The 20,581-nt window shown below is 70.2% G+C and carries 5 protein-coding genes; 3 read left to right on the top strand and 2 right to left on the bottom strand.

The window, feature by feature from the left end; translation table 11 throughout:
- Positions 1–209: 209 nt before the first annotated feature.
- Positions 210–1,424 carry an IS701 family transposase gene (locus BX266_RS27265; protein WP_259465158.1) on the bottom strand — a complete coding sequence of 405 codons (1,215 nt, stop codon included), beginning with the start codon at positions 1,422–1,424 and terminating at the stop codon, positions 210–212.
- 244 nt (positions 1,425–1,668) lie between these two features.
- Positions 1,669–2,043 carry a pentapeptide repeat-containing protein gene (locus BX266_RS27260; RefSeq protein WP_099908368.1) on the bottom strand — a complete coding sequence of 125 codons (375 nt, stop codon included), beginning with the start codon at positions 2,041–2,043 and terminating at the stop codon, positions 1,669–1,671.
- 88 nt (positions 2,044–2,131) lie between these two features.
- Between BX266_RS27260 and BX266_RS27255 the strand changes: the two genes are divergently transcribed.
- The 3 genes from BX266_RS27255 (at position 2,132) to BX266_RS27245 (ending at position 20,558) form a co-directional block, all read left to right on the top strand.
- Positions 2,132–2,440, top strand: coding sequence for a transposase (locus tag BX266_RS27255; protein WP_143687003.1), 309 nt, complete (start codon positions 2,132–2,134; stop codon positions 2,438–2,440).
- Complete coding sequence (locus BX266_RS27250; protein ID WP_180290631.1) at positions 2,437–3,309, top strand: IS3 family transposase; 873 nt, start codon at positions 2,437–2,439, stop codon at positions 3,307–3,309. The genes BX266_RS27255 and BX266_RS27250 overlap by 4 nt, the downstream gene beginning before the upstream one ends.
- 311 nt (positions 3,310–3,620) lie before the next feature.
- The gene (locus BX266_RS27245; RefSeq protein ID WP_143687002.1) at positions 3,621–20,558 is read left to right on the top strand and encodes a hypothetical protein; all 16,938 of its coding nucleotides are present in this window, start codon (positions 3,621–3,623) and stop codon (positions 20,556–20,558) included.
- Positions 20,559–20,581 lie beyond the last annotated feature (23 nt).

The raw sequence follows: 20,581 nt of genomic DNA, 5'->3' as shown, positions 1-20,581 counted from the left end.
CAGCACCCCGTAACGACCTCGTGCATGGTTAGTACTCCAGTGAGAGTTCTGCGTTTTCCCTGTTCAGCGGCCCGGTGGCGGCGAGTTTAGCCGGGCTGCGCCAGGGGTGGTGGGGTGTTCGCGGGGATGTCGCGCGAACGAGTGGCCCCGGCGTCTGTAGTGGCAGCGCCGCGCGTGTGCTTGGTGACGGCGGCGCCATCTGGACCAGGTCAGGGTGTGGTCGCGGTCGGCAGGGCGGTGGCAGGGTCGAGCTGCCAGCAGACGGCGAATCCCGGCTGGTGTGAGGTCCACGAGGTCGGGCGTGTCGTCACTGCCGCCCCCTTTTCGCGCTCCTGGGCGGCCATGACGGCCAGAAACGCGTGGGCGAGCATCGCGAGGGTGATGTGCCGGTACCAGCCCACGTAGCGGCGGACCTCGTACTGGTCCAGGCCGCACTCGTTCTTCGCGCTCTGGAAGCACTCCTCGATCTTCCAGCGGCATCCGGCGACGCGGACCAGGTCGGCGACGGTGGCGTCCAGGGGCGCGCAGGCCAGGTAGTAGGCGACGTCGTCGGGCTTGGTCAAGCTGCGGCGGGCGAGCATCCAGCGTTGGCGGGTGGGCTGGTCGCCGTCGAATTCCCAGACAGCGGGCAGGCGTGCTGCGGCCCAGTCGTAGAGGCGCTCGCCCTTGGCCCCGGAGCCGGCGGACAGTCGCTGCCAAGCCTCGGGCGGGGCCTGGGCGATGAGGAAGTCGATCCGCGGGCCGTGGACCTGCTGGGACTTGGGAACGGCCACCACGTAGAAGAGCCCGGTGTCTTCGAGGAACCTGCGGAAGTGCGAGTCCTGGCCGTAGGCCGAGTCAGCGGTGACCCACGCGATCGGCAGCGGCGAGGCCAGAGCTCGTTTGATCATCGACCGTGCGAGCTCCAACTTGGTGGCGAAGCCGCGCTCGTCGGGGACGCGGGCGGCCTGGCAGCGTTGCCGGTCGTCGCTCCAGGACCTGCGCAGGTAGAGCTCGCGGTCGACCAGGACATGACCCTTGGTCGAGGCGTAGGCGGCGAAGACACCGATCTGGCAGTTCTCCGTGCGGCCGGCGGTGCCCGAGTACTGGCGCTGCACGCCCGCCGAGACCGTGCCCTTCTTCACGAAGCCCGTGTCGTCGATGATCAGGACACCGTCAGTGGCGCCGAGTTGCTCGCCGATGTAGGCCTGCAGGTCGTCGCGGACCTCGTCCGCGCTCCAGCAGGCGCGGGCAAGCAGGTGCTGCAGCCGATGTGGGGCCGGGTGCCCGGCGAACTCGGCCAACTGCCAGCTGTTCTTTCGCCCTACCGGGCCCAACAGCCCGCGCACGTAGTCCCGCATCCGCTTCCTCGGCTCCACCCGCGTGAAGCGGGCCCCGATCCGCAGGAAGAGTTCGGTCAGTTCCCGGTCCCACACATCCGTCAGATCGTCGCTCACACCGAGGAACTGTCCGCGGCGCTGCCACTACATGCGCCGCGGACACTCGTTCGCGCGACATCCCCGCGAACACCCCACCACCCCCGGCGCAGCCCGACTAAACTCGCCGCCACCGGGCCGCTGAACAGGGAAAACGCAGAACTCTCACTGGAGTATTAGTACTCCAGCCGTAGATCGTGATCTTGTCGGTCGTGCGGCGACACGATCGAGGCGTGGGGGCTGAGGTCTGGCTCTACGCGATGTCGTCGGACTCAGCAGGCCAGCCGATGACACCATCGCGTTGGGCGTTTTGCAGGATCGCTCCCTTGAGGCGGGCTCCGGTGAGGTTGGTGAGGCCGTGCGGCGGTCTGCCAGTGTTCACTCGGCCGAACTTGGCGTCGGTGAGATCGGCATCGCGAAGATCGGCATCGCTGAGATCGCAGCCGAGCAGGCGCGCCCCACGGAGTGAGGCTCCGCGCAGGTCGACTCCCACGAACGAGCATCGGGTGAAGCGCAACTGTGGAGGGCGAGCGGAAGCGAGGCTCTGGCCGGTGAAGTCCTCCCCGTTCAGGGCTGTGTAGCGCGGGAGCGCGGCGAGTCGACGCCTCGCGTTCTGGGGCGTGGTCATGAGCGTTAGCGTGCCAGCCACTGGGCTTGATCCGCTTTGACGGACACTCCTGATCAGGGGCTTCGGCCCCGGAAGGATGATGTCCATCATGGAGAGCATGGGGAAGAAGAAGCCGAGGCCCAGGCGTTCGTTCGCGCCGGAGTTCAAGGCCGAGATCGTCGACCTGTGCCAGCGCGGTCACCGGTCGGTGGGTCAGGTCGCGAAGGACTTCGACCTGACCGAGACCGCGGTGCGCGACTGGATCCGTCAGGCCGAGGTCAACGCCGGCGAGCGGGACGGCCTGACCAGCGACGAGCGCGAGGAACTGGCCCGATTGCGGCGGGAGAACCGCCGCCTGCGGGAGGACGTGGACATCCTCAAGCGGGCCACGGCTTTCTTCGCGAAGGAGACCCGGTGACGGTGCACCCGTTCATCGAGGCGGAGAAGCAGGCAGGTCACAACGTCAAACGAGCGTGTGAGCTCCTCCAGGTCTCCCGTGCCGCCTTCTACGCCCGCCGCAACGGCGAGCCCGGTCCCCGCGCCGTCCGCGACACCGAGCTGACCTCGAAGATCACCGAGATCCACGCGGACTCCAGGGGAAGCTACGGAGCCCCGCGCGTCCACGCCGCCCTCCAGCAGGGCGGTGACCGGTGCGGCCGTCGCCGGGTCGCCCGGCTGATGCGCCAGGCTGGCCTTGAGGGTCGGAACCGTCGCCGGCGCCAACGCACCACGATCCCGGACCCGCGGGCGGCCACCCGGCCGGACCTGGTCCTGCGCGACTTCCAGCCCGACCCGACCGCCCTTGATGCGCGCTGGTGCGGCGACATCACCTACATCCCGACCGAGGAGGGCTGGCTCTACTTGGCCACCGTCATCGACATCGCCTCCCGCCGCGTCGTCGGCTGGGCCACCGCCGACCATCTGAGGACCGAACTGGTCGCTGATGCCCTGCGGTCAGCCTGCCGGACCCGCCGCCCGTCGGGCCCGGTGATCTTCCACACGGATCGCGGATGCCAGTACACCAGTCGTGAATTCGCTTCGCTGGCAGGCGACTTCGGCGTCCTCCTGTCGGTCGGCCGGACTGGGCAGTGCTGGGACAACGCGCTCGCCGATTCGTTCTTCGCCTCCTTGAAGCGAGAGCTGATCGGCGACCGACGGTGGCCAAGCCGGGCGGCTGTCCGCTCCGCGATCTTCGAGTGGATCGAGGGCTGGTACAACATTCGCAGGCTGCACAGCAGCCTCGGCTACCGCAGTCCCGCCAGCTACAAGAACGTCCTGGCGGCCTGACCACCACACCGAGGGTGTCCGTCAAAGCGGAGCAAGCTCAGAGTACTAACCATGCACGAGGTCGTTACGGGGTGCTGGCACTGCTGTGGTTCTCCTTACGCCTGAATAGCAACCCAGGCTTCAAGGACTCCACGAAGATCAGTGCAGCTCACCTTTGTGTTCGTTCGGGCAGGTTTTGGTGGCTGTGGGTGAGGTGTTGTGGTGGGGGGTTGTCTTTTCGGTCCTGTGTTGCTGTTTTGGTGTGCAGGGTTGTGTTGGTGGGTTGGTGGGGGTGTTTTCGGCTGGGGTGGGTGTGGGGGTGGTGTGTGGTGGTGGCTGAGCCGGTGGTGGGGCGTGGCTCGGTGTTGGATGTTTTGATGTTTGTGTTGACGGGGTCGTTTTTTCCGCAGGCGAGTGCGTCGTTGGCGTTGGAGTCGTCGGAGGGTCTGGCGCGGGTCGGGGCGTTGATCCGGGATTTCGAGGCGGATGTCGATGATGCGGTGCGTAATGCGGCGCGGCATTTGCCTTCGGAGACGCGTGAGCAGTTCGTGCGGGCGATGGGGCAGTTCACGGATGGTGGCGGGGGTCTGCTGCGCGGGGTGCGGGGGCAGGTGTCGTCGGTGTCGGGGGTTCAGCGTGGTACGGCGTCGCAGATCTTCGAGGGCAAGGTCGAGTTGGTCGCGGAGCTGGTGCAGCTTTTCGTGGAGCTTGTGGTTCTGGAGATGTTGGAGCCGTTCTTCCCGGCGTGGGCGGGTGTGCAGCGGGCGTTGTTGATGGCGCGGGCGCGGGTGCGGTTGCTGGTGCGGCTGGTGCGGTTGACGCGGGTGGGGCGGTTGGGTGCGGCGGCGGCGTTGGAGGCGTTGTCGGAGTCGTTGACGAGTTTCGCGGCGCAGACGTTCATGATCGACGGGGCGCCGAGCGGGTTTCGTCGGCGCGGGTACGACTGGAGGGGTATCGCCAGGTCGGGTGCGATGGGTGCGTTCATCGGGGGTTTGCACAAGCCGGCGCTTTCGGTGGTGTCGGGGTCGGCTTTCGCGAAGGCGGTGGGGGCGAAGACCGGGTTGGGGCGCAGCCATCCGTGGAGTGTGGGGTCGAACGCGGTCACCGAGGCCTTGTTGGAGAGCGCGGCGGTTGCGGCGGTGGTCGGCGGGGGGTTCAGTCCGGTGGGTTTCGCGGGTTCGGGGGTGAGCAGTGTCTTTGAGCATTTCGTCTTCGAGGGCGCGCAGTGGGCGAAGGGCGTCCTGGGCCTCGACAAGGGGCACGGCCTCGAGGGTCTTGAGGCCCACCTGAACGGGCTTCCCGCTGCGGGTGCGGCGCTCGCGACGGGCCCGGCCTCGCTGCCGGGGCTCGTCACCGCGTTCGGTGCGGCGGACAGTGCGGCCGATGGCGACATGTCGGCGGCCCACGGCGAGCGGCATGAGACGCGCACGGTGCAGGAACGCGACACCGCGGTTGCAGCGGCGGTGGGGCTTGCCCGGCCCACGACCTCGGCCGCGGGTGCTTCGGCCGCGGGTGCTTCGGCTGCGGACTCCGGTGACACGCGTGCGGCTTCCCAGCCCTCGACCTCGGCCGCGGGTGCTTCGGCCGCGGGTGCTTCGGCTGCGGACTCCGGTGACACGCGTGCGGCTTTCCGTGACGGGCACGCTTCCGGGCAGGGGCCGCAGCCTGTCGCCCGGCAGTCCGCGAGTTCGCTGCCCGCGTCTGCCGCGCTGCCACGACCCACGACCACGACCGCGGCCGCGGATGCTTCCGGTGACACGCGCGCCCCGGCGGCTGCTGGTACTCGCGCCGCCGCCGTTGTGCCTGCCGCGGTCGCCGGCGTGGAGTACGTGGGCGGTGCGGGTGTGCCGGTCGACGCCGCCGGGTCGGCGACGGCGTCGTCGCGGGCGGCGGCCGCGGCCGCGGCGGGCCCGGTGTCGGGCGGCGCCGCCCCGTCCGCTCCCGTGCTCCAGCACGCCGCTCCCACGGGTGCGCTCGGCCGAGCCGGCGAAGACGCGACCCACGCCACGGACACGACACCCCAACCCCTCACCACTGCCGGGAGCCCGGCGGCGAGCCGCACTGCTCCCGTGACCACCGCCGGCACCGCCGGCACCGCCCCCGCAACCGCTGGGACGGATCCGACGGCGAGCGGCACTGCTCCCGTGACCACCGCCGGCACCGCCTTCACCGGCCTTGCTGCCGCTGGGACGGATTCGGCGGTGAGCGGTACCGCTTCCGTGGTCGGCCCCGCCGGCACCGCCCCTGTCGGGAGCGCTGTTCCCGTTGTCGGGGACCGGAGTGCTCCGCGGGGAGCGGTCGTGGTCGGCCCCGGGCCGGACCTGGTTGGGCAGGAGGTGGCCGGGCAGAACGGGCCGCAGGCACGGGGTGCCGCGCCGGCGGCGGCCGCTCCCGGGGTGCAGTCGGCCGAGGGTGTTGCGGCCGACGGCGCCACCACCGCCACGCGGCCGGTCGGCGATGCGGTCGCTCGGGCCGCGGCAGCTCCCGGGCCGCGCCCGGTTGCCTCGGGCACCGACGCCGAAGCCGATGTCGAGCGCCTGGCGTCTCCTGCGAGCGCGTTGCGGGCGGTGGGCGGCGGGCGGGAGACGGCGGGGCCGGGTGGGGTGCAGTCCGTGAGCGCGGCCCGCGGGGTGATCGCCGCGCTCACGGGTAGGCCAGCCACGGCTGGTGCCCCGGTGCCGGTCGCGACCACCGGCGAGGACACTCCCGGCCCGACCACCGCCACCGTGCCGGCGCCGGAACCTTCACCGGCAGTGGAATCGGCACCGGCCCTGGAGTCCGCCTCGGAAGCGGTGCTGGATTCGGTGCCGGACGAGGTGCTGGAATCGGCATCGCACGAGGTGCCGGACCGGGAGGAGTTGGCCCGGGCGGCGGCCTGGACGGCCGTGTGGCAGGGGGATCGCGACGCCGGGGAGCGGGCGGGGCTCGAGGAGGACGTGCCCGACGAGGACGTTGTCCCGGAACTCGACTCCGACGACGGTTCGGATGACGGTTTCGACACGGACGATGAGGATGAGGGGTTCGGGTTCTCGTCGGAAGTGGATGTGGCGGCGTTGGAGGAGGACTTCGCCGCGGAGTCCGCCGATGCGCGGACTCTGTGGGCGGGGTTGAAGGACGCGGCCGGTGACGTGCGGGCCGGGGCTCTGTACGCCGAGGCGTACCGGGTCGCGCCGTACTTGTCGTCGAAGCCGTCGCGGCGTCTGGTGATCGGGGACCAGGAAGAGTTGAGCGCGCGTCGGTTGCAGGCGCTGCACACCGCCCACGACCTTCACCGCGACCCGGGGAAGACCCGGGCGGACCTGGCCGCTTTGACGGGTTCGGACACCGGGTGGGTCGGACTTCTCGGCGGGGTGAAGAAGCCGCGCAAGCGACACGCGGGCGGCCCGGGCGGGGCGTCCACAACCGATGCGGCGGCCATCTCTGCCACGCAGAGCGAAGTAGCCGGCCCGTCCAGCAGCCAGAGCTGGTCTGCGTTGGCCGGGAATGGCCCGGCGGGCGACACGAGCGAGGCGGATGTACGGGACAGGACAGTGGGCGCTGTCTCGGCTAGCCCCGCCGTGAACCCGGCCCCGCCCGTTCGCGACACTGCTGATGCAGCCGGCCCGTCCAGCAGCCCGAGCTGGTCCACGTTGGCCGGGAATGGCCCGGCGGGCGACACGAGCGAGGCGGATGTACGGGACAGGACAGTGGGCGCTGTCTCGGCTAGCCCCGCCGTGAACCCGGCCCCGCCCGTTCGCGACACTGCTGATGCGGGCTCGGCAGTGGCCGAGCGTGCGCCCGCCGCGCTGTCGGGAAGCGGTTCTTCGCCGGAGAGCCCGACGGGGAGTGGAGTCGGTATGCGGCTGAAGGGCGTCGTTCCCACCCATGGGGCTGGGCCCAGTGGGGTCTTCGGTGGATATCTGGATGCGTGGCTGGGGGTGGGGCGTGGCGTGGGGGGCTCTGCGTCCCCGGGCAAGGGGAAGGGGACGGCGCATCCGGTGTGGGACGAGGGGGATCCCGAGCGAGTGCGGGGGCATCTCGTGGCGCTGGTGGGTGAGGAGGAGGCGGACGGCCTGGTGGCGGATGCGTGGATGCTGATCGGGCCTCTGCTGTTGGGGCCGCGTCTGCTGGCCGGTACCGATCCTGTCACGCAGGCCGTGCTCCGGCGCAGGGAATTGCTCGTAGGTGTGACGGCCTACGCCCTTCATGTCGCCCCAGAGGCCACCCGCGCCCACGTCATTACCCGCACCGCTCAGCACACCACCAGCCTCCCTGCACATTCTGCGGTGGACCCCAACCCTAAGCAGACCGTGCAGGACGTGGAGACGGCGGCCGGCTTCGACCAGCAGGCGTCGGCGCTCCGGCGGGCGGTGAAGCCACTGCGACGGACCGTGCGGGAGCTGGTGCCGACCGACCAGGTGCAAGCGAGGCAGCACCTCGAGCAGGTGCTGGACACTCAGGAGGCCGTTCTGGACGAGGCCACTACACCCGATGACCTGGCACGGATCGAGAACGGGCTGGGCGAAGTGTTCCGCGCCGTGGAGGCTTGGCGCGCAGCGCGTACCGGCCGGCCGTTGCCCGGCCGGCTCGCGCTGCCGAAGGCCCTGCTGAGCCGCCCGGAGTGGTACGAGATCTTGGTGGCGCGGGTCATCACCACCGTGCCGAAGGTGACGCACCTGCCGAGCAGGCCGCCGGCCGACACCGGTGAGGCCGATCCCAGCAACCTGGCCGTGCGGTCCCGGGGGAAGGCCCGCGCGGTGCTGAACCAACGGGTGGTGGCACTGGCCAACGCCTACGGGCTGGCGTCCGCTCAGCTCGCCGTCGCGCACGAGACGGGGTATCTGACGGGCCTCGACCCGCTTGATGCCGCAGCCGTCGACGGGCTGGGCACCCCGGATCGGGCGCAGTGCGTGGCCGCTGCCCAGCGCGTCAAGAAGGCGCGCGCCGAGCTGGAGGCGGCGCTGGACGCGGTCGATCGGCAGCTCGAGGACCACCCTGAGCACCCCTGGGAGGCGGCGGCCCACGAGGAGGGCTGGCAGCCGGAGCACAGGTTCCAGCCGCCGGAGTACCTGACCGGGCAGAACCCGGTGCTGGGCCACGACGTGCCGGAGGCGGTCTCCGATCGGGCCATCGCCACGATCCGCGAAGAGATCCGCACCACGCTCCCACCTGTGCTGCGTAGCGAGGCAAACCTCCGGCTGATCGAGCAGCGCACGACCCGAGAAAAACTCCTCAGCCATGCCGAGCAGTTGGTCGGCGACCGGTACACCTTCGAGGTGGCCGGGCACCAGGTGGCAGTACGGCTGAAGCCAGCGGCGTGGAAGCAGCGCTCCGACCCGGTGGAGCTACGACTGAAGACCACCGACCATCAGCGGGCACTGCGCGGCCGGGACCGAGGTCACGGCTACTTCGCCGACGCCAACCTCAACGTCGGGTACGCGCTGGAGACCTTCGAGGGCACGCACCCGTTCCAATTGAACTACACCGAGGCGTTCAAGGGTGTGTTCACCATCGTGACAGGTGAGCACCAGGAGAACGCCAACATCAGCGTGCAGACGGTGCAGGAGAGGACGGTCAAGAACTCCTCCTACCAGTCTCTGCTGTTCTCATACGACGCGACGGTGCACGTTGAGGTACACGAGCCGCAGCGGACCAGCCTGTACACCTCCCTGTTGGGCAGGGAGACAGTCCCCCACACCTGGCGCAACGGTCAGAACGGGGAGCGGCCGCGGGTGAAGCAGGCGCTGGAGATCTGGTCCTCGCGCGAGACGGTGCGCCCGGTGGACGGCGCGGCGAAGGCCGTCCAGGGATCCGAGCACGTGCCGAGCGGGACCGGCGGCGTCTCGGTCGTCGCCAAGTACGCTGAGACGGACGAGCTGACCGGCCGGCACCTGCCGGTGCCGATCCCCGCAAACTCGCTCGTGGAGTCCTTCCCCGGAGGCGCGCAGTTGCGCGAGGTCATCGAGCAGGCGGCCGGGGAGCTGGCACCGCCCGGAACGGCGCAGCGCCGGCGGCTGGATGCGCAGACCAGTCCGGTCGGCCTGAAGAACCTGGTGCATCCCGCGGTCCGCAAACAGGGGTACACCATCAGCTTCGGCGACCACGAGGGCCGGACTCCCGCGGCGCTCAACGTGAAGCTGCGGCTGACCAGACCCGAGGTGAAGGTTACCCGCGACACCTCTACCTGGATGGATATCGACGATCGGGTAACCCGGATCGCGGAGTGGGCGCTGGCCCACGAGGACTCCATCGACATCCCACCTGGGCTGATGCTGTTCGCGCTCAACTTCGCGGTGATGTCGAAGGATTCGCTGACCCCGTGGCTGTGGTTCTGGCCCACGCTCGACGCCGAAATGGCGCACACCGGGGCCGGCATGGCGACCACCGAGTTCACCGGTGTCCGCTACGTCGGCGAGTCGACCACCGTGAGCAGCTTCGCCGTCGAGGCGGTGATCACCCGCACCGACCGGCCGCAGGACGAGCCGATCGTGGTGCAGCTGGACGACCCGATGTGGCTGCGATCACTCTCCAAAGACGCGAAGGAGTGGGCCAAGCTGCCCGAGCCGCCGTCGACCGAGGGCACGCCGGAGCCGGCTCCGGTGCTCAAGCTTGCGGACGGGATCGGGCTGAACTTCGGCAACATGCACCGGTTCAGCGAACTGGAGGGCGCGGACGACCTGCTGGAGAACGTCGAGCAGGAGCTCAACGAGCGCTTCCCAGGCCTTCTGCCCTCCCCGGACGGAAACGAGCACTGGAACCAGGGAGTCGTCGGCCGCGTTCTGGACAACAAGTTCGCCGGCACGAACCAGCGCCGGCTGCATCAGGCCCTGCACCCGGACACTCTGCGGGCGCACCGCAGCGAGCTGATGTCTGCCGACGGCTACTCGGTAGTGCTGTCCAAGGCGCACGTGTTCGGGCCCGAGCAAGAGGACGTGACCGTACGGATCCGGGCCGAGCACGGCAAGGTCGGCGAGGACGGAGCGGTGATCCCCGCCGAGCCGAAGATGTCCGCCTGGCTGCCCGACTCCGAGCTGGACGTCAACCGCACCGAGGAGCAGGACTCCACCCTTGCGGCGGCGACGATCCTGGGTGCCTGGCTGGGGCCGCAGGCGACGTACTCGATCGGCGAGGCGAAGAGCGGCCCGCTCCAGGCCGCCGAGGTGCGCCCGATGCTGCACGGCCGGAAGGTCAGGGTGAAGGGTGTGGCGTCAGGGCAGGCGACCTGGGGGATGCAGGGGTTCGCCCTGGACGGGCTGGCGGAGTTCTCCGGCAGCCTCGTGCTGACGGCGAGTATCGAGCACTCGTCCGACCAGCACCCCGCGCCGGCCCCTGCCGTGCCGCAGTCGCATGTTCAGGAACCCGAGCCAGCTCACCTGTCGCAGGAGAGCGGGGACCACATCGTCATCGAGATGGGGGTCCTGGGACGGCGGTCGGAACTGCCCGGTTCCTTCCCCGGCACCGAGACCGACTACTCGTTCTCGACCGTCAGCGAGGTCAGGCACCTCCCGCCGGTGCAGGTGGACTACAAGGTGCTGGTGCCGGCGAACCTCACCCACAAGAAGGTGGTGGACCCCTCCTCCCGCCGTGAGGTCTGGGTTCCGTTCGATGCCGCCGAGTTGGGTACCAAGGAACTGGTCTGGCGGCGCGAGGAGGGCCGTCTGGAGTTCCCCAACGACATCTGGGTCGACGCTGGCCCCGGTGGCCTGGCCGCCGCCGTGTTCGGGGAGTTCAAGAAGCAGGGGCACATCCATGTTCCGGCGCACGTGCGTTCCGACATCGAGGCGCATGTCGCCACCGCGGTCAAGGCGATGCCCACGTTGCAGCAGCGGGAAACCCTGGTCTGGAAGGGCACGATCGCCCACCAGAGCGTGATCGACAAGTCGCTGACCGGGCTCCAAGTGCACGCAGAGGTGCTGGTCCGGGCGGTCGTGGACGAGGTACGGACAGTTGCTCTGCCGCAGGGCTTCGGGACCTACCTTGACAGCGGTGCGGCCAGCTTCATCGAGGTCGGCCGGGAGACAAGCACCGGCTTCTACGCCGGCCTGCGGGCGCGGTTCCCGATGAAATTCGGGCAGGACACCGCCCACCATTCCGAGGAGGAGTTCCAGCCCTGGACGCTGACCCCGCAGCCACAGGCCTTCTACCGTCGGGAGAACGCCCTCGGCACCTTCAGCTCCACGGGCGGCAGCTTGGCCCGGCTCACCATGGAGGGCACCGCCACCGCGGCCGGCCCGGCCAAGGTCCGCTACCAGGTGCAGGTTAGGACCTGGTGCGAGACCCGGCTTATCAGCTACGGCCGGCAGGAGACCAGCACCGAGGTTGAGGTCACGGGCGAGGTGCTGATGAGCGCCATGCAGGCCACCGCGCTGGGCCTGATGCCCAAAGGGCTGGAGGTGCGCCTCGACACCTCGGTCCCCTACGAACTGCCCGCGGAGCAGATCGGCGACCTGGGCGACTCCGGCATCGTCTCGCCGCCCGACGCCGGCGCCGTGGTGACGGAGGTCACTGACTGGGTAGAGCAGAAGTACGGTAAGGCGACCGCCGACGCGGTGGCGGACGGCATCGGCAAGGTACTCGGTCCGATGAACACTGCGGGTGCCATGGACCTGCTGGTGCACGGCCACCAAATCACCGTGCCGGTGGTCGGTCGGGCGGTGCTGGCTTCCGAGCGCCTCGGCGTCAAACTGCCGACCCTCTTCCCTGTTGACCGGACCTTCACCATCGAGTTGAAGGCCGAGCTGAGCGAACCGAAGTTCCTCGGACGGGTCCCGTACAGCCGGATCGGCAAGCGTTACACCGCCGAGACCACGGCTGGCGAGTCCAGCAGGCGGGCGGCCCGGTACGGCGTGGACCCGGTGCGGTTCTGGTACAACAAGACCACGATGGGGGAGGGCTACCGCAGCTTCTGGCAGAACGTCAACCTCACCCGTTACGGCCAGACGGCGCGCAAGGCCGGCCTCACCACGAGCGTCGAGCACAAGCTGGGTACCACGCTGGAGCGGCAGGGCCTCACTTCGGCGGACTTTTCCCGCAAGGTGTCCTGGTCCGCCGTGATCACGGTGGAGACCGCTCCGTCGGCGATGGTGGACGCGGCGACCCTGGGCTCGTTCCAGACCACCGTCACCCAAACCGTGCATGCCCAGCAGACCAGCACGCTGACGACCCGGCACGACGTCGCCATGCTCAACGAGGTCAGCCACCCGGACCGCAGCGTCGAGCCCACCCAGGCCGACGCCGGTCAGATCGGGAACGACGAAGAGGCGCAAGCCGTCCAGCCGCACACCATCCGGCCGGACTGGGCGCCGCAGCTGCCCGATATCGATCGCACCTTGCTCCCCCCGCAGACCCGCCTCTCCGAACTGCGCGAGGGGTTGGACCTGTCGAAGTTGCAGGCGATCGAGCCGGATGTACTCGGCAGGGTGGAGGTGCTTCGCTTCCAGGGCCTGCGCGAGTTCGGCGACAAGGTCTACCGGCTGATCCTCCCCGAGGAGGCCGCGTACCCGAAGAGCATTTCCGGCCCCAGGGACGCCGCTGGCTACGCCAAGGCGCTGTGGCAGAACTTCGTTTCCAACCCGCCGCCCGGAGCGAGCTGGTTCAACCCGCGCAGCAACCTGCGCGGTCAGGTCTCGGCGACCGTCAACCCGGCGTTCCTGGGCGGGCAGATCAAGGGCCTGCTCACCGGCGGGGTGGAGGTCGGGATCGAGATCCCCGGGCGGTTCTCCACGCTCAAGGCCGACCTGGAGCTGCTCACCGACGTCGTCCGGGTGCGCGACGGCAACCGCAGCGTCGACGAGTCCTTCCTGACCGAGTTCGACGCCACCTCGCAGCGGGCCAGGATCGGCACTGAGGCGTTGTCCGGATGGTTCCTCGGCACGTGGCTGATGCCCGACTTTCACCTCCCCGGGAAGGCGGAGGAGGACATCATCGGCCCGATGCTGGGCCTGGACTACCTCACCTGGCACAGCACCTTGGGCATGGCCGGCGCCCAGCAGGTCCACTCCGGCGGCAAGAAGACCACCGGCCGCAGCCTGCGCCTGCTTCACCTGGACGTGCGTTGGAAGGCGGCGCTCGTACCCGAGAACCCCAGCCTGTGGTTCAACCCGGGCGAATGGCTAAACCCGGCGGCGTACCGGGGCAAGAGCAGCGAGACCTTCACCGACGACACCATCCGACGGATCTCGGTGTGGGTCCCCGAGGAGGACGCGCCCTTGTTCCTGGGTCTGGGCCGGCAGCAGACCGAGGACCAGGCAGATTCCGGGACACACATGATCACTCCCGGTGCGAAGCGGACCGGCCCCGCCGTCGCTTCGGGCTCGGACGCCGGGCGTGTCGTCGTCGACGGCCTCGTCGTGCCGGGGACCGCGGCCCGGGCCGGCGGAGGCGGCGAGGGGAGCGCCCGGCCCCGTGACGTGCAGTCCTCGACCGCGGCCGACCGTGTCCTGGCCGCGCTCAACGGCACAGACCCCGCAGCCGGTGCCCCCGTGCGGATCGAGACCACCGGTGAGGACGCACCGGCCACGGCGGGCATCATCCTGCCTGCGCTGGAATCGGTGCTGGAGGCCGATGGCATGCTGTTCGCCGAACCGGACCAGGAGGAGAACGCCGGGACGACGACAGCCCGGACGCTCGCCTCGCGGGAGGAGTTCGACGCACAGCAACGCGTGCGCCGCGAGGACGTCCTCGACGAAGACGTCATCGATGCGGACCCCGTCCCCGAACTCGGCTCCGGCGACGGTTCTGACGACGACTTCGACTCCCGCGACGAGGAGGAGTTCGCGTTCTCACCCGACATCGATGTAACGGCCGGGCAAAGCCCAGGTCCGGATCGGTCTGGTGGCCGAAGCTCGGTCGCGGTCGAGGCCGGAGTTGCGGGCTCTGTCACGAGTGGTGTGGGGTCGGATCGCACTGCGGACGGTCGGGTCGGTCCGACGGTTGCCGGGCGGGTGTTCACCGTGCTGTCTGGGGGCGATTCTTCGCGGTCGGACGTCGCGGGGCTGCGGGAGCCGTTCGTTGCCGGCTCACTGGCCGGTGACGGTGGTGATGTGGGCGGGTTGTTCGGTGCTGTCCTGGAGGGCTGGGCGGAGGCTGGGAAGAAGCGTACGGAGCGGCCGGCGGAGACCACCGACGACACGGCATCCGCCAGCACCACAACAGCGACCGACGGCCCCGGGGATGTGGCAGTGGGGAAGAGGAGGGGGCATCCGGTGTGGGACGAGGAGGATCCCGAGCGTATACACGCCCATCTTGTGTCGCTGGTGGGTCAGGAGCGGGCCGAGGGGCTTGTGGGCGAGGCGTGGACGTCGCTGCTGCAGAACGTTCTGCCCAAGAAGGGGCCCAGTGTGGTCATCGCGACCGATCCGTCGACGCGCGAGATGCTGCGGCGGCGCTCCCGGCTGGCCGCGGTGACCGCTTACGCCCTCCACGCCGATCCCGACACCGCCCACAACCTCCTCGCACTCCACGCCACCACTAGGACCGAAGACACCACGACCGACACCGCCCGCAAGAGCGTCACCGGCAGTGTCAACGGCGGAGCCCCGCGCAACCCGGCCGTCGTGGCCATTCGCGGGAGTGACCGTGCCGCCCTGCTCGCCCACCGCGGGGTGGACGGGATCGAGCACCTCGCCGACCTTCTCGAGGCCCACCCCCAGTTGAGCAGAGCAGCCATCGAAAATAGTCCACCGTGGAGAGCGGCGCGCAGGTCCCGGGCGTTCGCCGAGTTCCTCACCACCGCCGGCAACGTCACCCTGGCGAGCGTCCGCTATTTCAGCAAAGTCAACCGACATTCTCTGGTCAGTTGGGTCAATGAGCTCCCGGAGGACGAGGCCGCCGCTCTGACGCGCGCCCGGATACACCGGGAGCTCGGGGGATTCGCCATCGTTCTCAGCACGCTCCCGGCAGACGCCCGCACCACGCCCATGCCCACCAAGGAAGACCTGAACGCGGATAGGCGCTTCGTCCGAGACGGTCTTCCCGGCGTTTCCCGCTGGAGCGAACTGGCCCCGACCCTGGAGGCCTTCCCGCGCCTTCACACTTCCTTGGAGATCCGGACCGTGTTGGGCGTGGCACTGGTCCGGGTGCCGGCGTTTGCCGCCTGGTTTCGGGAGACGGAGCGGGAAATCTGCGATGATTTCGTTCGGCAGATGACCAAACCCATCCCGCCGTTGCGGTTTCAGCTCTTCGTGGCGGTGCTGGCGGATCTCCCGTCCGACCACGCAGCAGTCCTGACGACCGGGCAGGTGAGAGACCTCTTCGAGCATTACCGGAAGGGTTGGAGCGAGCCGCATCCTGCCGGCATGCTCGCTCCGGTCGAGCCTGTGGCGGGGTCGTCCACCGGCCCGGGCACGCGGGAGGGTGCGGGATCGTCCAGCGGTGCGGACCCCGGCGGCGCGGGGGAGATCACCGGCGCACGGACCACCACTGGCTACGCAGTTGCGGGTGGTCCGGTCGTCGGTCAGGAGGTGGGTGGCGCCGGCGGGCAGACGGCCCCCGGCCACCCCGACGCCCTGACCGACTGGTTCAGCATCCTCGAGGGCACCGCCACCACCCTCGCGGACACCTCCGAACTGACGATGCACCACGACACGCTGGACAGGCTCGTGGCTCGCCACCCCGACCTCGCCGAGGACCGGGCCTACGACAAGGGCGACGGCAGCCTGTTGTGGACGGCGCTCGTCGCCGTTCCCGCACTCGCACGGGTAGTGAACGGCGCCGACGCCTCAGCAGCGACACTCGACTGGCTCCGCACACAAGAGGACCTCCTTCGGACTTTGGCCGAATCCCCGGCAGCGAGGTCGTCGCACGACGCCGAAATGATCCAGATCCTCAACCAGGCGGCAGCGGATCAGGAGACCTCCGCAGGCCCGAACACCCACCCCCACCCGGCCCGGGAGACGGGCGGGAGCTTCTTCACCCCCTCACCGACCACCACGGCCCCCGCCGTTCCGGGCGTTCCGGTCACCGACGCGGCCGGCACTGCCATTGCCACCGAGGAGACCCTCAATGCGGCGGACCTGCCGACCGCCGTCGGGCAGACCCTGACGGTCAGCCAGACGGAGAGCCTCTACCAGCCCCACTGGGGAACGAGCAATCCGCATCCGGCGAACCCGATCCCCGCAGCCGGGGTTCAGGACGGTGGGGTTGCGACTGCTGGGCCCAGTGCTGCCGCGGAAGGTGGCGGCGGACCGGGAGATTTCATCGCTGCGCTCAGGGGGTATCTCGGTGGATGGAGGCGCAGTGAGTCCGGGCGAGCGGTGTATGGCCCGGTATGGGATGCCGGTAGTGACGGGCCGGTGGGCGGGGACTCCACGTTCGTAGCCGGGCCGGCCCAGGTGCAGCAATTGTTCGACCGCCTGGCGGCCGAGGTGGGGAACGTTGCGGAGGCCCGGCGATTGGTCGGTCAAGCGCATACGTTGGTCAACCAGATCGCGCCGGTGCCCTCCGGCTTGAACGAGGACCTCCAGCGATCCGTGTTCATGGTGTTCCTCAATATCGCCCGCGGCCTCAACCACGATCCCGAACGCACCGGGAGAGTCGTGGAAGAGGCCCTGAGGACGAAGAAGGCCGCTGCTGCGACTGCCGGCGCGGCCGGGAGGCTGGGCCTGCCAGCGCCCCCTCCCCGCACGCGCACGGAGCAGGTGCGGGCGGTGGAGGCCCTGCAGGCCTGGCAGGCGGCGGCCCCCGGCCGCACCGGCCGCATGCCCAAGCAAGTGGAGACGGTGGCGGAGGCCGACGCCGACGGCGGCGCTGTCATCGGCCGGTGGTTCTACAACGTCGGCCGGAACATGGCGTGGGTGACGCGGGAGACGTGGGCGGCGCTGCACGCGGCGGGCCTGCAGCCGACCCGGCCCGGACGGGTGCAAGCATCGGAGGAGTTCGTGCGGGCCCTGGCCGATTGGGCAGAGGACAACCCGGACGCCACGGAGCCCGACGAGGGACCCGCCTTCGAAGACGCGTACAGGCAGCCGCAGAATCTGCGGGACTACTGGCAGGCCGTCCGGGCCGGCGATGCCACGCTCAGCACCGCCCAGTACCGGGAGCTGGGCGGAGCCGCCGGCGCGGCCGGGAGGCTGGGCCTGCCAGCCCCTCGCACGCGTGCCGACCAGGTGCGGGCGGTGGAGGCCCTGCAGGCCTGGCAGGCGGCGGACCCCGGCCGCACCGGCCGCATGCCCGGGGAGCGAGAGGTGGTGGTGCCCAGGGGCGCGGAGGGCTCCGCCGTCACCGGTCAATGGTTCTACGACGTCGGCCGGGGCCTGGCGTGCGTGTCGCGGGAGACGTGGGCGGCGCTGCACGCGGCGGGCCTGCAGCGAACCGGGCCCGTACGGGTACACGCATCGGAGGAGTTCGTGCGGGCCCTGGCCGATTGGGCAGAGGACAACCCGGACGCCACGGAGCCCGACGAGGGACCCGCCTTCGAAGACGCGTACAGGCAGCCGCAGAATCTGCGGGACTACTGGTGGGCCGTCCGGGCCGGCGATGCCACGCTCAGCACCGCCCAGTACCGGGAGCTGGGCGGAGCCGCCGGCGCGGCCGGGAGGCTGGGCCTGCCAGCGCCCCCTCCCCGCACGCGCACGGAGCAGGTGCGGGCGGTGGAGGCCCTGCAGGCCTGGCAGGCGGCGGCCCCCGGCCGCACCGGCCTCATGCCCAAGCAAGTGGAGACGGTGGCGGAGGCCGACGCCGACGGCGCCGCTGTCACCGGCCGGTGGTTCTACAACCTCGGCCGGGGCAGGGGTGCGGTGTCGCGGGAGACGCTGGCGGCGCTGGTCGCGGCGGGCATGCCGTCGATCGGAGTGGTGCAGGTCCCGTCCCTGGAGGCGCTACTGGCTCTGCTGGACCACATTGCCGCGGGCAGCGCCGGGCTGCCGGCCCCTGGCGAGGGCGGGACATTCACCACCGCCTACGGGCAAGAGTTTCCTCTGGGTGGCTACTTTGACGGCCACGAGCGCTTCGGCAGAGTGCCAGCCGAGACCGTCGGGGAGTTCCTGAAAGCCCCCGGGCCCACGGCGGAGGTCCTGGCCATGGTGGGCATCAAACCCGGAAGGAAAGCGCTCGAAATCGCACGCTCGGTCGGGGAAACTTCACAGGACCCGACAGGCCAGAAACCCCCCACCGCCCGCCGCCAACCCCAGGCACCCGCCGGCGGAACGCCGGGACGGCCTGCCAAACGCCGCAGAACCACCACCACGACCGCGACCGCGCCCACGACCGGGAACCCCCCGCCCCCGCACCGGCAGACCGACACCACCGCTGCGGGCCCGGGCACCCTAGCGGCCCGCCCCACCCCGGTGCCGCCCGCGGGCGGCACCGGGGTGGGGCGGGCCGCGCACCCCTGGCTGTCCCCGGCGCAGAACCAATACCTGTCAAGCTCCGGGCAGACCCTCTACAACCCGCCCGGCGACGGGGACTGCTTCTACCACGCACTCCTCGCGGCCGCCCCGGCCCAGACCTTCACCGCACGAGGGATCGCCCCCACCCCCCTCGGCCTGCGCACCCACCTCGCCAACCGTCTGAGAGCGGAACTCGCCCACCCGACCGGCCCCCAACGCCCGCTGTGGAACGCCCTCGAAGAAAGCCAGTTCCCCGTCCTCGAAGGCATGGCATGGACCAACCCCCACCTTCCCGACGAAGCCCACGCCGACGCCGTCCGCGCCGGCATCGCCGACGCCATCGCCACCCCCCGGAACTGGCACGACCGCGCCGGAGACATCACTCCCTACCTCGCCCGCCTCGTCTTCGGCATCGACCTGAGACGACTCGACCCCGACGGCGCACTCGAAACCCTCGCCCGCCCCCACTTCCCCCCAACCACCGGACCCTCCGTCACCCTCGTCAATAACTACGAGCGCCACTGGATGGCCCTCCAACCTCCCACCCACCCGGAACCCGACACCGACGCCGCCATGGACACCGCCATGGGCACCGACGCCACCTTGCACGACTTCATACTCGGCCTCGGAATCGACCCCGACCCCCCTACCACCGGGCCCGCCTCCGCACCGGCCGACACCGACCTCTGGCAATTCCGGCACTCCGTCGACACCCCCCCAATCCCCGACCCGAAGGCCCCCCGACGACCCGACGCTCCCGCTGCGGGCGGCGGCGCACCCGCTCTTGCCGGCAACCAGGACCCCGGTCTCACGCCCATACTCGAGCGCCGCCTGGGGTCTGTCTCCACTCCGGAGGGATCTGCCCGGCACCAGGCCTGGGCACGCTGGCAGCAGGCCTTCGACGACTACACCAACGCCCTCAGCAACGGCGAGACCGACGTCGACCGCCTCACCAACGCCTGGAACGACGCCGAAAACGCCCTCAACGTTCACGACATCGACCCGTGGGTGCTGCTGCAGGAAATCCAAGCCTGGGCGGGCTTGGCCGCGGTGACGGATTCGGACACCGGGCAGATCCGAATGCTCGGCGGAGCGAAGAAGCCGGAGCAGCGACACGTGGGCACGAGCGGGGCGTCCACGACCGGCCCGACGACCACCCCTGTCACGCAGAGCGAAGGCGCGGGACCATCCGGCAGCCGGAGCGGCAACGCGGCCGGGAGTGGCGCGGCGGGCGACGTGGGCGTGCGGGGCGCGGCAAGGGGAACCGTTTCGGCCGGCTCCGCCGTGAACCCGGCCCCGCCCGTTCGTAACCCCGCCGACAGGTCCGGCTCGGCAGTCGCCGAGCGCGTGTTCGCCATGCTGTCGGGAAGCGATACTTCGCAGCTAAGTCCGGCGGGAAGGGGTGTCGGTGGGGGGCCGGAGGCTGTCATGGGCGCCCGCGGGGCCTGGGACGGTGGGGAGGCCGGTGGGGTTTTCAGTGGGTATCTCGACGCCTGGCTCCGGGCGGAGGAGGGTGCCGAGGACCCAGTGGCCTCGGGGAAGGGGAAGGGGAAGGGGAAGGCGCATCCGGTGTGGGATGAGGGGGATCCCGGGCGGGTGCGGGAGCATCTCATGTCGCTGGTGAGTGAGGATGAGGCGGACGGCCTGGTGACGGATGCGTGGAGGCTGATCCGTCCGCTGCTGTCCGGGCCGGATCTGCTCGCCGGGACCGATCCCGTCACGCAGGCCGAACTCCGGCGCAGGGCACTTCTCGCAGGGGTGACGGCCTACGCCCTCTACGTCGACCCCGAAGCCGCACACGCCGTGATTTCCATCCGTGTCGCTACTGCCACCCGCTACAGTACGGACCTCCCTGGCGGAACCCCCAGACCTTGGACCGAGGCTGGTGGCAGGGCTACGGACTTGGTTGGCAAGGACACCGACCGTCAAGCCACCGGGGCAGGCCTCAGAGGGCATTTGATGTGATCGAATTGCTCTTTATGCCCTCA

The sequence above is a fragment of the Streptomyces sp. TLI_171 genome (genome assembly GCF_003610255.1).
Lineage (GTDB): Bacteria > Actinomycetota > Actinomycetes > Streptomycetales > Streptomycetaceae > Kitasatospora.
This window is presented reverse-complemented; position numbering and strand designations above follow the sequence as displayed.

Excerpts from the sequence above, each read along its gene's own strand:
- BX266_RS27260 (WP_099908368.1), bottom strand. The coding sequence starts at position 2,043 with ATGACCACGCCCCAGAACGCGAGGCGTCGACTCGCCGCGCTCCCGCGC.
- BX266_RS27255 (WP_143687003.1), top strand. The coding sequence starts at position 2,132 with ATGGAGAGCATGGGGAAGAAGAAGCCGAGGCCCAGGCGTTCGTTCGCG.